Source organism: Roseixanthobacter liquoris, from assembly GCF_043195135.2.
Taxonomy (GTDB): Bacteria; Pseudomonadota; Alphaproteobacteria; order Rhizobiales; family Xanthobacteraceae; genus NCEH01.
The window spans coordinates 620116-632677 of sequence record NZ_CM195537.1; the positions used below are offsets into that span (position 1 = coordinate 620116).

Annotated in this window: 12 protein-coding genes and 1 pseudogene; 6 read left to right on the forward strand and 7 right to left on the reverse strand. The window is 66.9% G+C overall.

From position 1 onward, the window contains the following. Positions 1-51 precede the first annotated feature (51 nt). The 4 genes from V5F84_RS02735 to V5F84_RS02750 form a co-directional block, all read right to left on the reverse strand. Positions 52-783, reverse strand: coding sequence for an ABC transporter ATP-binding protein (locus V5F84_RS02735; RefSeq protein WP_394043314.1), 732 nt, complete (start codon positions 781-783; stop codon positions 52-54). After that, positions 770-2524, reverse strand: a complete 1755-nt coding sequence (locus V5F84_RS02740) for a branched-chain amino acid ABC transporter ATP-binding protein/permease (protein ID WP_394043315.1) — start codon at positions 2522-2524, stop codon at positions 770-772. The genes V5F84_RS02735 and V5F84_RS02740 overlap by 14 nt, the downstream gene beginning before the upstream one ends. A gap of 10 nt (positions 2525-2534) precedes the next feature. Then, the gene (locus V5F84_RS02745) at positions 2535-3410 is read right to left on the reverse strand and encodes a branched-chain amino acid ABC transporter permease (RefSeq protein ID WP_394043316.1); all 876 of its coding nucleotides are present in this window, start codon (positions 3408-3410) and stop codon (positions 2535-2537) included. A gap of 163 nt (positions 3411-3573) precedes the next feature. Next, positions 3574-4713, reverse strand: a complete 1140-nt coding sequence (locus V5F84_RS02750) for an ABC transporter substrate-binding protein (protein WP_394043317.1) — start codon at positions 4711-4713, stop codon at positions 3574-3576. Between the two features lie 168 nt (positions 4714-4881). Between V5F84_RS02750 and V5F84_RS02755 the strand changes: the two genes are divergently transcribed. Then, positions 4882-5550, forward strand: a complete 669-nt coding sequence (locus tag V5F84_RS02755) for a GntR family transcriptional regulator (RefSeq protein WP_394043318.1) — start codon at positions 4882-4884, stop codon at positions 5548-5550. A 73-nt stretch (positions 5551-5623) separates the two neighbouring features. Then, positions 5624-5812, forward strand: a complete 189-nt coding sequence (locus tag V5F84_RS02760) for a DUF3008 family protein (RefSeq protein WP_394043319.1) — start codon at positions 5624-5626, stop codon at positions 5810-5812. Between the two features lie 72 nt (positions 5813-5884). On the opposite strand, the pseudogene V5F84_RS02765 reads toward V5F84_RS02760, so the two are convergent. After that, positions 5885-6064: pseudogene (locus tag V5F84_RS02765) on the reverse strand (Ada metal-binding domain-containing protein); the annotation flags it as partial. Between the two features lie 188 nt (positions 6065-6252). Between V5F84_RS02765 and V5F84_RS02770 the strand changes: the two are divergent. The 3 genes from V5F84_RS02770 to V5F84_RS02780 all read left to right on the forward strand — a co-directional run bounded on the left by V5F84_RS02770 (position 6253) and on the right by V5F84_RS02780 (position 9802). Further along, positions 6253-7179 (forward strand): ABC transporter ATP-binding protein, encoded by a 927-nt coding sequence (locus V5F84_RS02770; protein WP_394043352.1) that lies wholly within the window; start codon positions 6253-6255, stop codon positions 7177-7179. Then, a complete protein-coding gene (locus tag V5F84_RS02775; RefSeq protein WP_394043320.1) occupies positions 7176-7937 on the forward strand; it encodes an ABC transporter permease in 762 nt (253 codons plus the stop codon). The genes V5F84_RS02770 and V5F84_RS02775 overlap by 4 nt, the downstream gene beginning before the upstream one ends. A 152-nt stretch (positions 7938-8089) precedes the next feature. Beyond that, entirely contained in the window at positions 8090-9802 is a 1713-nt protein-coding gene (locus V5F84_RS02780; RefSeq protein WP_394043321.1) for a carbamoyltransferase C-terminal domain-containing protein, read from the forward strand. A gap of 19 nt (positions 9803-9821) precedes the next feature. Here the strand turns inward: V5F84_RS02780 and V5F84_RS02785 are convergent, their stop codons facing one another. Further along, positions 9822-10688: a LysR substrate-binding domain-containing protein gene (locus tag V5F84_RS02785; RefSeq protein WP_394043322.1), complete on the reverse strand. Its 867-nt coding sequence runs from the start codon at positions 10686-10688 to the stop codon at positions 9822-9824. A gap of 146 nt (positions 10689-10834) precedes the next feature. Between V5F84_RS02785 and V5F84_RS02790 the strand changes: the two genes are divergently transcribed. Continuing rightward, complete coding sequence (locus tag V5F84_RS02790; RefSeq protein WP_394043323.1) at positions 10835-11743, forward strand: DMT family transporter; 909 nt, start codon at positions 10835-10837, stop codon at positions 11741-11743. A gap of 3 nt (positions 11744-11746) precedes the next feature. Here V5F84_RS02790 and V5F84_RS02795 read toward each other — a convergent pair whose 3' ends face one another. After that, positions 11747-12505 (reverse strand): RluA family pseudouridine synthase, encoded by a 759-nt coding sequence (locus V5F84_RS02795; RefSeq protein WP_394043324.1) that lies wholly within the window; start codon positions 12503-12505, stop codon positions 11747-11749. Between the last annotated feature and the right edge of the window lie 57 nt (positions 12506-12562).

Sequence of the window (12562 nt, forward strand, 5' to 3'; positions counted from 1 at the left end):
CGGCGGCGGGCCGCGCCGCCGGTTCGAAAGAGGCGGGCGACCCGCCGGACATCACGCGGAGGCGGCAAACCCGCCGAGATAGGCGGCGCGCACCTGGGCGTTGTTCCACAATTCATCCGGCTTGCCCGACACCAGCAGCGAGCCGGCCTCCAGCACATAGCCGCGGTCGGCGACGGAGAGCGCCATGTTGGCGTTCTGCTCCACCAGCAGCACCGTGGTGCCGCGCTCGCGGATCTGGGCGATGATGCGGAACACCTGCTGCACGATCTTCGGCGCGAGGCCGAGCGAGGGCTCGTCCAGCAGCAGCAGGCGGGGCTTGGCCATCAGCCCGCGCGCCACCGCAACCATCTGCATCTGCCCGCCGGAGAGTGTCCAGCTGTAGGCGTGCTCCAGGCGTTGCAGGTCGGGGAAGAAGGCGAACATCTCGTCCGCCTCCCGCTCCAGCTGCGCGCGGCTGATGCCGGAGCGGTTGGAGGAGCCGAGCAGGATGTTGTCGCGCACCGTGAGGCCGGGAAACAGGCGCCGGCCTTCCGGCACATGGGCGATGCCGAGGCGGGCGATGGCGCCGGTCTTCATGCCGAGGATCGGCGTGCCGCCGAACAGGATCTCGCCCGACGTATTGGACATGAGGCCGGAGATGGAACGCAGCGTGGTGCTCTTGCCGGCACCGTTGGAGCCGAGCAAGGCGACGATCTCGCCCTCGTTCACCGTGAGGTCCAACCCCTTGAGGACGTCGCTCGCGGTATAGCGCGCGGTGAGCCCCTTGATCTCAAGCAGCTTCATTTTGCGGCTCCCCCAGATAGGCGGCGATGACTTCGGGATGGCTGAGCACGGACTTCGGATCGCCGTCGGCGATGCCACGGCCGAAGTTCAGCACCGTGATGCGGTCGGCCACCTGCTCGATCAGCTTCATGTCGTGGTCGATGATGACGATGGTCAGCCCGTGGCCCTTCAGGCGCTTGAGCAATTCCGCCATCTCGCCCTTCTCCGTCAGGTTGAGGCCGGCGGCCGGCTCGTCCAGCAGCAGGATTTCCGGCGAGCCGGCGAGGGCGCGGGCGATCTCCACATAGCGCTGGTGGCCGTAGGGCAGGTCGCCCACCGGCAGATGCGCGACCTGGCGCAGGCCGACGAAGTCGAGCGCGGCAAGCGCCCGCTCCACCGTGGCGTCGGCGCCGGAAATGTCGTTGCCGGGCCGCTCGGCGCCGATGGTGACATTCTCCAGCACCGAGAGGCCCCGGAACACGCGGATGTTCTGGTAGGTGCGGCACATGCCGCGCTTGGTGCGCTCGTGGGGCGGCAAGGCGGTGATGTCGTCGCCGAGCAGCTTCACCCGGCCCGCCGTCGCGACGTAAAGGCCGGTGATGACGTTGAGCATGGTGGTCTTGCCCGAGCCGTTCGGCCCGATCAGCGCATGGACCGAGCCCTTGCGGACCTTGAAGTCCACGCCGTCGAGGGCTTTCAGGCCGCCGAAATGCTTGGCGAGCCCGGTCACGTCCAGCACCACGTCCGCCGACATGGTTCCGGTGCGGCTGAGCAGCGGCAGGGGCTTCACCGGGCCGGTATCGGCGGGCGCGGGCTTGAAGAATCGCTTGGTCAGCAGGCCCCACACGCCATTCGGCAAGAAGATCATGATGGCGATCACCGCCGCGCCATAGACCGCCAGATAGGCCTGGCGCAGGAAGCGCAGCCATTCCGGCAGCAGCACCAGCAGCACCGTGCCGAGCAGGGCGCCGATGGGGGACTGCACCCCGCCCAGCAGCGCCATGGTGAGCAGCACGATGGATTCGTTGAAGGTGAACTGGTCCGGCGAGATGTAGGAGAAGGCGCCGGCGAACAGCCCGCCGCCGAGGCCGCCCAGGGCGGCGCTGATGCCGAAGGCCACGGTCTTGGTGCGGAACACGTTGATGCCGCAGGTGGAGGCGGCGATCTCATTGTCGCGCACCGCCTGCATGGCCCGGCCGAGGCGGCTGGTCTTCAGCAAGGTGGCGTAGAGCGTCACCACCACCAGGAACACCATGCACAGGCCGAGATAGGTGGAGCCGCCGGAGAGATCGAGCGGCCCGATCATCGGGCGCGGAACGCCGGAAACGCCGTCCGGCCCACGGGTGAGGCTGATCCAATTGGTCAGCACCATGGTGACGATCATCTGGAAGCCGATGGTCACCATGGCGAGATAATGCCCGCCGAGCCGCAGGGAGGCGAAGCCCAGGAACATGCCGCCGAGCCCGGTCAGCACCACGCCCATGCCGAGCGCGACGAAGAAGGGCAGGCCGTAATCCACCGTGCCGAGGGCGACGCAATAGGCGCCGATGCCGAGGAACGCGGCCTGGCACAAAGCGAGCTGGCCGCAATAGCCGAGCACGATGACGATGCCGGCCACCGCGATGGCATAGGTCGCCGCCTGCATCATGATGTTGAGGTAATAGCCGTGGGTCGGCGCCGCGAAGGCGATGGCGATCACGGCCAGGATGGCGATGCCGCCGAACAGGAGACCGCGATTGCGGTGCGAGGCTGCGGTTTTCATGGGTGCCTCCTCACGCCTTCTCGGCGATGCGTTCGCCGAACAGCCCCTGAGGGCGGACCAGCAGCACGGCAAGCAGCATCAGGAACGCGAACGCGTCCTTGTAGGGAACGGAGATGTAGGCGGCGCCCAGCGTCTCCACGATGCCGATCAGCAGGCCGCCGACGATGGCGCCCGGGATCGAGCCGAAGCCGCCGATGATGTTGGCGGCGAAGGCCTTCAGGGCGATCAGCGGGCCGATGCCCACGGACACGAACAGGATCGGCGCCACCAGGATGCCGGCAAGGCCGCCGAGCGCGGCGCTGTAGGCGAAGGTGCCGAGGATCATGGCGATGACCGGAATGCCGAGCAGGCTCGCCATTTCCTTGTCCTGCGAGGTGGCCTGCAATTTCTTGCCGACCATGGTCTTCTCGAAGATCAGGTATTGCAGGCCGACGAGCAGCACCGTCACCACGATGATGGTGAGATACTGGCTGTCCATGAACACGTTGCCGACGAGAAAGCCCGCCCCGTCGAACAGGCCGGGCAGCACCTGGGGGCTCGGGCCGTAGGTGGCGAGGATGAGGTTCGACAGCAGGATGGTGGCGCCGATGGTGGAGATGATGACCGGGATCTGTCCGCGGTTGCGCAGCGGCCAATAGGTGATCGAGGCGAAGATCACGCCGAATACCGCCATCAACACCACGGCGAGGCCGAGCGAGACGAAGTAATTCAGCCCGAAGCCGGTGAGCAGGATCACCATGAAATAGGCGCCGAGCATGGAGAACTCGCCCTGGGCGAAGTTGACCACGTTGGCCGATCGGATCAGCAGCACGAAGCCGAGGGCGACCAGGGCATAGATGCTGCCGATGCCGATCCCCGTGAACAGAAGCTGTGGAAGAATACTCATCGCCGGCCCCGCGCGCGAGAGGACAAGGTCTTCCCGCCGGCCCGAAGGCAGATCGGCAGGAAGGCGAATGCGATCAGGAGATCACGAAAGGGGCAGCCACACGGACGCGGTCGCCTGAGATGACGCCACGTGTCCGGGACACGTGGCGCGGGATGAAAGGCGATCAGTTGTCGAAGGCGATATAGCGATCGAAGACAATCGTGCCGTTGTCGTTGCGGACAATGTTGTAGCCGCGCAGGCCGTCGCCGTTCTGGTCGAAATTATAGGTGCCTTCGGCGCCCTTGAAGTCCTTGAGCGAGAGCAGCGCCTCGCGGAGCTTCGCCGGGTCGGTGCTGCCGGCCTTGCGGACGGCTTCGGCGATCAGGCGGATCGAATCATAGGTCCAGGCGGAGGTGTAGTCCGGCGGACGGCCGACCTTCTTGGAGAAAGCGTCGAAATAGACCTTCGCTTCGTCATTGGCGGTCGAATTATAGTCCGCAACGGCATAGGTGCCGAAGAGCGCCGGGCCGGCGAGCTGGAGCGCAGTGGTCGAGGCGACGGAGGCCGAGCCGACCCACGGCGCGCTGATGCCGAACTGCTTGAACTGGCGCGCCAGCACGGCGACGTCGGTTTCGAGCGGGGTGTAGGTGGCGATGATGTCGGCGCCCGACTGGCGCACCGCCAGCACGATCGGCGTCATGTCGGCCTGGCTGTTGTTGAAGCCCTGATCGAGCACCGGCTCGATGCCGAACGCCTTGAGCGAAGCGGTCAGCGCCTTGGCACCGGCGGTACCGAAGGCGTCGGTCGAGTGCACGATGGCCCACTTCTTCTTGCCGAGCGTATTCACGCCGTAGTCGGCGATCACCTTGGCGGAGTAGGAATCGTTCGGCCGGGTGCGGAAGAACCAGGGATTGCCGTTCTGCGTGAGGGACGGGTCGGTGCCGCCGAAGAACACCGGGATGCCGGCCTTCTTGGCGTCGCTCGAAATGGCATTCACCTGGGTCGAGCGCAGCGAGGCCAGGACGGCGACGAGATCACCACGGCTGATCAGACGCGAGAAGGCGAGCACGATGCCGGGGTTGGTGGTCTGGTCATCCTCGATCACCAGCTCGAACTTGCGGCCCAGGGCGCCGCCTTCGGCGTTCACGCGCTCGATGCCGAGCTGCGCGCCGGCCTGCTGGAAATGCCCGACCTCGGCGGCGACGCCGGTGAGCGGCGCGGCCATGCCGATCTTGATGGTTTCCTGCGCCGTGGCAGCGCCGAAAGAGCCCAGGACGGCGGCGGCGGAAAGCAGGCCGATGGCCGTGCGGCGGGACAGGCCCATAGTTTGTCTCCCTATATCCGATCCGATTTGATATCGGAATTGATGGCCGCGAACATGGCTGTTATGATTTCCCGAAGTCAAGAGGATTGGTGGCCGCAAGCGGACATTTCATTGACTTTTTTATGATAATCGAGAAAAAACTCCTCAAGATCGACGGCTGGGCGCCAAATGAGCAGTATCTATCAGATTTCCAAGCCCATCCGCTTGGGCAACGAAGTCTATGACGTCCTGCTCAAGAAGTTGATGTCGCTCGAGATACAACCCGGCGAGCGCATCGGTGTCGACGGCCTCGCGCGGGAGCTTGGCGTCTCGCAGACACCCATTCGCGAAGCCCTGTCTCAACTGGAGGCGCAGGGGCTGGTGGTGAAGATCCACCTCTCCGGCTATCGCGCGGCCTCGCAATTGACACGCAAGCAATTCGACAATTTGTGCGAGCTTCGCCTGTTGATCGAGCCGCCCGCAGCCGCCAAGGCGGCCCTGCTCATGTCGCCGGAAGAATTGGACGGCATCGCCGCGCTGGCGGCGCACATGCGCGAGTCCAAGCCCGACGACGCGCAATCCGCCTATAACGCCTTCGCCCAGGAGGATGCCCGCTTCCATGCGGCGATCGCCAAGGCGAGCCAGAACGATCTGCTGCACGACGTCATCACCCAGCAGCGGGTGCATCTGCATCTGTTTCGGCTGCGCTTCTATGCCCGCGTCACCCAGGATGCGATCGTCGAGCATGCGCGGATCCTGGACGCCTTCGCCCAGAAGGACGCCGAGGGCGCCGCCGCCGCCATGCGCCTTCACATCGAGAAGGCCCACGAGCGCTTCAAGAACGTCTTCGAGGGTTGAGGACGCGCGCGCCGTGAAACCTTCCGGCCGCCAACGCGTTGCCCTCGCGGGGGTGGGACTCTGCGAGGATGTCATGCCTGCAAAATCCAAGGCGCAGCAGATGGCCGCCGGCGCCGCCCTCTCCGCCAAGCGCGGCGAGACCAAGAAGAGCGATCTGAAGGGCGCGTCGCGCTCCATGGCGGAAACCATGAGCGAGGCGGAGCTCGAAAAAATGGCCGCGACGAAGCGCAAGGGAAAGCCGCAGCACGCCGCCAAGTCCTAGCAATACCTCGGCCGGACCGCCATTCAAGGATGTCCGACGGCGCTGCTACGGCTTCGGCGCGGTTCCAGCGCGCGGGCGGCAGCGCAGGCAGGCGCGCAAGCCGGCGCGTTCGGCGGCGGACCATTCGGCATGGAAGGTCACATGTTCCCGCCGCGCCGGGCGCGAGCGACAGGACGGCCGGCAATAAACGCCCGTCGTGCGCACGCCATAGACGAACGCGCCGTCCCCGGCGGGGTCCCGCGTTTGAACCATGCGCCAGAGACGATCGACATTTTCGCAGCTAAGGTCGTTGGTCGGCATCGGACGCTCCTGCGCAGGCGGTTTCCCTGCATTGGATACCAGCCGGGCGGTAGGCGCAGCCCGGTTTCGACGGCACCCGCGGCCGCGTTCACGACCTTGCGATGTCGACCGGGCAGCGCTCCCGCGCTATACCCCGCGCCATGCAGCCGATCCTCTCCATCAGCCATCTGTCGAAGACCTATGCGTCCGGCCACAGCGCCCTCAAGGACGTCTCACTCGATATCCGGCGCGGCGAGATCTTCGCCTTGCTGGGTCCCAATGGAGCGGGCAAGACGACGCTCATCTCCATCGTCTGCGGCATCGTCAATCCCAGCGGCGGCACGGTGAGCGTCGACGGCGCCGACATCATCAAGGATTATCGCGCCGCCCGCAGCCAGATCGGCCTCGTGCCGCAGGAACTCACCACCGACGCCTTCGAGAGCGTATGGGGCACGGTGAGCTTCAGCCGCGGGCTGTTCGGCAAGAAGCCCAATCCGGCGCATATCGAAAAGGTGCTGCGGGACCTCTCCCTCTGGGACAAGAAGGACAGCAAGATCATGACGCTTTCCGGCGGCATGAAGCGGCGCGTCCTGATCGCCAAGGCGCTGTCCCACGAGCCGCGCATCCTGTTCCTCGACGAGCCGACGGCGGGCGTGGACGTGGAGCTGCGCCGCGACATGTGGCGGGTGATGCGCACGCTGCGCGATTCGGGCGTCACCATCATCCTCACCACCCATTATCTGGAAGAGGCGGAGGAGATGGCGGATCGCATCGGCGTCATCCGCAAGGGCGAGCTGATCCTGGTCGAGGAGAAGCGCACCTTGATGCGCAAGCTCGGCAAGAAGCATCTCACCCTGCAACTCACCGCGCCGCTTGCCTCCATTCCAGCGTCCCTGTCGGCCCATCAGCTGGCCCTCTCCGCCGACCGGACGGACCTGATCTATACCTACGAGAGCGACAGCGAGCGCTCGGGCATTGCCGACCTGCTGCGCGATCTCGCGGTCGCCGGCGTCGCCTTCAAGGATCTGCACACGGAGCAGAGCTCGCTTGAGGATATTTTCGTGAGCCTGATGAGAGACGCGCAATGAACATCCATGCCATCCGCGCGATCTACATCTTCGAGATGGCCCGCACCGGCCGCACCCTGCTGCAATCCATCATCTCGCCGGTGCTCTCCACGTCGCTGTATTTCGTGGTGTTCGGCTCGGCCATCGGCTCGCATATGGCCGAGATCGGCGGGGTCAGCTACGGCGCCTTCATCGTGCCGGGCCTGATCATGCTGGGCCTGCTGACACAGAGCATCTCCAACGCCTCGTTCGGCATCTATTTCCCGCGCTTCGTCGGCACCATCTACGAATTGCTCTCGGCGCCGGTCTCGGCGGTGGAGATCGTCATCGCCTATGTGGGGGCGGCGGCGTCAAAATCCATCATCCTCGGGCTGATCACGCTCGGCACGGCCTCGCTGTTCGTCGATCTGCACATCGTGCATCCGGTATGGATGCTGTCCTTCCTGGTGCTGACGGCGGTGACCTTCTCGCTGTTCGGCTTCGTCATCGGCATCTGGGCCGACAATTTCGAGAAGCTGCAACTGGTGCCGCTGCTGATCGTCACGCCGCTGACCTTTCTCGGCGGCAGCTTCTATTCCATCGACATGCTGCCGCCGTTCTGGCGCACGGTCACGCTGTTCAACCCGGTGGTCTACCTGGTGAGCGGGTTCCGCTGGAGCTTCTTCGGCATCTCCGACGTGGGCGTGGAGATCAGCCTTGCCATGACGCTGCTGTTCCTGTGCGTGTGCCTGGGCATCGTGATGTGGATGTTCAAGACCGGCTATCGCCTGAAGAGCTGATCGCGTGCGGAGGTAGCCCGGTCGAGCGCAAGAATTACCAGGATAGGGGTATCCGAACGTAAAAATGGCATCGCGTGTATGGCCGAAGTATGCAACTAAACGCACTGACCAGGCCGGAGGCGGCCCGGAGCGAACAAGAACAGAGTGCGCGTATGACGATCCTCGGCATTTCCGATTCCCACAATGCGGCGGCGGCGATTCTCACACCCTCCGGCGCATTGGACGCCTTGCAGGAGGAGCGCCCGCGCCGCGTCAAGAATTTCCACGAGACGCCCACCCAGTCCCTGGAATGGCTGCTCCAGCGGCACGCGCTGAAGCCGGAACAGGTCGCGGTTGTGGCGCTCGCCGGGCACCTGCCCATTCCGCCGCTGGACCGGGAGGGCTGGATCCGGCTGTTCCGCAAGTCGGGGCGCTGGCAGGGCAAGGCGCGCGACCTGCTGCGCCACACGCCGCTGCGGGCGATCGTGCAGAGCGAGAAGCGGCGCAAGCGGCGCGAGACCTACCTCGCGCTCGGCTTTCGCCCCGACGCCATCAAGACCTACGAGCACCATGAATGCCACGCCGCCACGGCCTATTTCGGCCAGGGGGTCCGCGAGGAGCCGGTGCTGGTGATCACCGTCGACGGATCGGGCGATGAGCTGTGCTCCACCGTCAGCATCGGCCGCGATCACGGGCTGGAGCGCCGCTTCGCGACCCATTGGAGCCATTCCTTCGGCACCCTGTACGGGGTCGTTACCTATATGATGGGCATGGTGCCCAACGAGCACGAATACAAGCTCATGGGCATGGCGCCCTATGCCTCGCCCTCGGCCTCGCGCCGGATCGCCGACAGGCTGCACGGCCTGTTCGACTGGGCGGCCGACGGCAGCCCGAGCTGGCAGCGCCGCCCGGGCGTGCCGCACACGATGCATATCCAGCCGGTGCTGGAGCGGCTGTTCTTCGAGCAGCGGTTCGACGCCGTCATGGGCGGCTTGCAGCTGTTCACCGAGGAGATGCTCTGCGAACTGGTGCGCCGGGCGGTGAAGGCCACGGGCATCAAGCGCGTCGCGCTGGCGGGCGGGGTCTTCATGAACGTGAAGGCCAACAAGAAGATCATGGAGCTGGAGGAGGTGGAGCACATCTTCATCTTCCCGTCCTGCGGCGATGAGACGAACGCCATCGGCGCCGCCTATCTGGCGCGGGCGGAACGATCCGGCGGGGCGAGCGTGCCGGCGCTCGGCAGCTTCTATCTCGGCCCGGACTGGAGCGAAGCGGAGATCCTCGCCGATCTCGATCCCCACCTCGCCAGCGGCGAGATCCGCGTCGAGCGGCCGAATTCCGTCAATGAGGCGGTCGCGGACCTGCTGGTGGAGGGGGCGGTGGTCGGGCGCTTCGCCGGCCGGGAGGAATTCGGCGCGCGCTCCCTCGGCAATCGGGCCATCATCGCCGACCCGCGCAATCCCGAGGTGATCCGCACCATCAACGAGATGGTGAAGAGCCGGGACTTCTGGATGCCGTTCGCCTCCTCCATCGCCGACAGCCATGCGCCGGCCTATCTGGACAATCCCAAGCAGGTGGCGGCGCCGCATATGATCCTGTCGTTCGACACCACGCAGCTCGGTGCCGAGGTGCTGAAGGCGGGCATCCATCCCTATGACCGCACCTGCCGGCCGCAGGTGGTGACGCGCGCGGCCAATGCGGAATATTGGGACCTGATCCAGTGCTTCGCGGCCCGCACCGGGGTCGGCGGGGTGTTGAACACCTCGCTCAACCTGCACGGCCTGCCGCTGGTGCATCGTCCGGCCGATGCGGTGCACGTGCTGCTGAATTCCGGGCTCAATGTGCTCGCCGTCGGGCCCTTTCTGGTCACCAAGCCGAAGGCCTGAGGCGGACCCTGGCGCGGGCTCAGGCCGCCAGTTCCGCCGGGACGGCGGTCTCGCAGAAGCGGGCGAGGACGCCGGCCAGCGCCTGCGCCGCCTCTCCCGCCTGGGGCGCGAGGCACAGGGCCAGCTCGCCGTCGATCACGTCGGGCAGCCCTTCCGCCGCCCCGAGCTGACGGTGTGCGGGGGTGAGGCTGCGCCGTTCCAGCAGGGCGATGCCGAGCCCGCCCGCCAGGGCCGCCTGGATGCCCATGAGATTGGGGCTTTCATAGGCGATCCGCCAGGTGAGCCCCGCCGCCTCCAGCGCATGGATGGCGCGGTTGCGATAGATGCAGCCCTGCGGGAACGCCACCAGCGGCACCGGATCGAGGGGTGGGAGGCCCTGGTCCGCGGCGGCGATCCACACCAGGTGCTCCGGCCACACGGCCACCGCCTCGCCCGGGCCGGGCTCGCGTTTCAGCAGGGCGACGTCGAGATCGCTGCGGGCAAGGTCGGCCGCGAGGTCGCGCGACATGCCGCAGCGCACGGAAAGCCGCACATCGGGCCGCATCCGGGCGAAGGCGGCGATGGTGCGGGTCAGCGGGATCAGGGCGAAATCGTCGGGGATGCCGACCCGCACCGTGGTCTGCGGTGCGTCCTGGCGCAGGGCGGCCTTGGCCTCGATGCTCAGCGCCAGGATGCGACGGGCATAGCCGATGAGCCGCTCGCCCTCCTCGGTCAGCCGTACGCCCCGGCCGGCGCGATGAAACAGCGCGCAGCCGGCCGCTTCCTCCAGCCGGCGGATCTGCTGGCTGACGGTGGACTGGGTGCGGTGGACGCGCTCACCGGCGCGGGTGAAGCCGCCGGCATCCACCACGCTGACGAAGGCCCGCAGGAGATCGAGATCCAGCATGGTCGGCCATTCATTCGATTTTCGACTATTAAAGATCATGACATTCCATTTTTCAATGGGGCTGCGGGGCGCTAACAAGGCCGAACCGCGCACCCGCCTCCGGGTGCCGGGATCGCCCTAAAGACCGCCGTTCCAGGACCGCCGCCATGAAACCCACCGCCGCACCCCTCGCCGCTTCTCGCTCCGCCGGTTCCGCGCCGGCCGCCGCGACGCCGGCGCTCGTGGCCCTGTTCTGCGTGCTGTGGAGCTCGGCCTTCGTCTCGGCGAAGATCGCGGTGGTGGATTGCCCGCCGCTGCTGCTGCTGTCCGTGCGGTTCCTGCTGGCGGGGGCGATCCTGCTCGCCGGCTGTGCGCTGGCCGGCCGGCTGAAGCCGATCTCGCGCCGGGAGCTGGCGATGCTCGCGGTCTCGGGCGTGCTCAACAATGCGGTCTATCTGGGCTTCAGCTTCGTCGGAATGGTCACCGTCTCCTCGGGCTTCGCCGCCGTGATCATCAGTGCAAACCCGCTGCTGGTGGCCTTTCTCGCCGGTCCGGTGCTGGGCGAGCATCTCACCCGGCGCAAGCTGCTGGGGCTGGTCCTCGGCCTGCTCGGGGTCGCCGTCGTGCTGCGATCGCGGATCGCCGGCGGCCACGAGGATGTGGTCGGAACGCTCTTCATTTTCGCGGCGCTGGTGGCGCTTTCGGCGGGAACGCTGGTCTACAAGCGGGTGCGCACGCCGGCCGATCTGTTCATGGCGAGCGGGGTGCAGAGCTTCGCCGGCGGGCTCGCGCTGTTGCCCCTCGCCCTCGCGACCGAGAGCCTGGGCGCGGTGAATCTCACCCCCGCGCTCGTCGGATCGTTCGCGTATATGGTGCTGGCGGTATCCGTCGGCGGATACAGCCTGTGGTATTTCATCCTCGGCCGCGCCAGCGCCACCGAGGCGAGCGCGCTGCATTTCCTCATGCCGCCGCTGGGGCTGCTGTTCGGCTGGCTGCTGCTGGGCGAGCATGTGCCCCTGCTGGATCTCGCCGGCATCGTGCCGATCGCGCTCGGCATCCGCCTCGTCACCCGGTGAGGCTCAGGGGAAGGCGGCATCCGCCGCCGCGCCGATGGCGTCGGGATCCAGGCCCAGGGCCGCAAGCGTCGCGGCCATATGGTCCGGCAGCGGGGCGCTGACATCCAGCGCCGGCCCGTTCTTCGCCACCGGCAGGACGATGCGGCGCGAATGCAGGTGCAGCATCGGCCCGCCGGGCAGGCGCGAGGCGCCGCCATAGATGGCATCGCCCAGGATCGGGAAACCGAGATGGGAGAGGTGCGCGCGCAATTGGTGGGTGCGCCCGGTCACCGGCGACAAGGCCAGCACGCTCAGGCCGTCGCCGCGATGGAGGACGCGCCAGTCGGTGACGGACTCGAGCGCGCCGGGCGACCCTTTCGGCACCGCCTGCATCCACCAGCCGCGATGGGGCGAGCGCTTGGCAAGCGGCTGGTCGATGCGGCCGGCGTCCGCCTCCGGGGCGCCCTTGGCGAGCGCCACATAGGTCTTGTCCACCTGCCCGGTGGCGAACAATTTATTCAGCAGGGCCAGCGCCTTGGCATGACGGCCGAGGACCAGGCAGCCGGACGTGTCCTTGTCCAGCCGGTGCGCCAGCTCGGGGGCGCGCGGCAGGCCGAAGCGCAGGCCGTTCAGATGATCGTGCAGCGTTTCCCCGCCCTTCGGGCCGGGATGCACCGGCAGGCCGGCCGGCTTGTCCAGCACCAGGACCATGCCGTCGCGATGCAGTATGCGGGCCGCGAGGGGGGATTGGGTTTCCAGGGGAACGGCTGGCGCGGTCGTCATCGGCGGTGTTTCGGGCTGGGTGCGATGGCTCCCCATAGCATGATTTGGCCCGCGCGG

Bases quoted from the DNA above. Each gene is read 5' to 3' on its own strand.
- V5F84_RS02735 (WP_394043314.1), bottom strand. From the start codon at position 783: ATGAAGCTGCTTGAGATCAAGGGGCTCACCGCGCGCTATACCGCGAGC.
- V5F84_RS02740 (WP_394043315.1), bottom strand. From the start codon at position 2,524: ATGAAAACCGCAGCCTCGCACCGCAATCGCGGTCTCCTGTTCGGCGGC.
- V5F84_RS02745 (WP_394043316.1), bottom strand. From the start codon at position 3,410: ATGAGTATTCTTCCACAGCTTCTGTTCACGGGGATCGGCATCGGCAGC.
- V5F84_RS02750 (WP_394043317.1), bottom strand. From the start codon at position 4,713: ATGGGCCTGTCCCGCCGCACGGCCATCGGCCTGCTTTCCGCCGCCGCC.
- V5F84_RS02755 (WP_394043318.1), top strand. From the start codon at position 4,882: ATGAGCAGTATCTATCAGATTTCCAAGCCCATCCGCTTGGGCAACGAA.
- V5F84_RS02760 (WP_394043319.1), top strand. From the start codon at position 5,624: ATGCCTGCAAAATCCAAGGCGCAGCAGATGGCCGCCGGCGCCGCCCTC.
- V5F84_RS02770 (WP_394043352.1), top strand. From the start codon at position 6,253: ATGCAGCCGATCCTCTCCATCAGCCATCTGTCGAAGACCTATGCGTCC.
- V5F84_RS02775 (WP_394043320.1), top strand. From the start codon at position 7,176: ATGAACATCCATGCCATCCGCGCGATCTACATCTTCGAGATGGCCCGC.
- V5F84_RS02780 (WP_394043321.1), top strand. From the start codon at position 8,090: ATGACGATCCTCGGCATTTCCGATTCCCACAATGCGGCGGCGGCGATT.
- V5F84_RS02785 (WP_394043322.1), bottom strand. From the start codon at position 10,688: ATGCTGGATCTCGATCTCCTGCGGGCCTTCGTCAGCGTGGTGGATGCC.
- V5F84_RS02790 (WP_394043323.1), top strand. From the start codon at position 10,835: ATGAAACCCACCGCCGCACCCCTCGCCGCTTCTCGCTCCGCCGGTTCC.
- V5F84_RS02795 (WP_394043324.1), bottom strand. From the start codon at position 12,505: ATGACGACCGCGCCAGCCGTTCCCCTGGAAACCCAATCCCCCCTCGCG.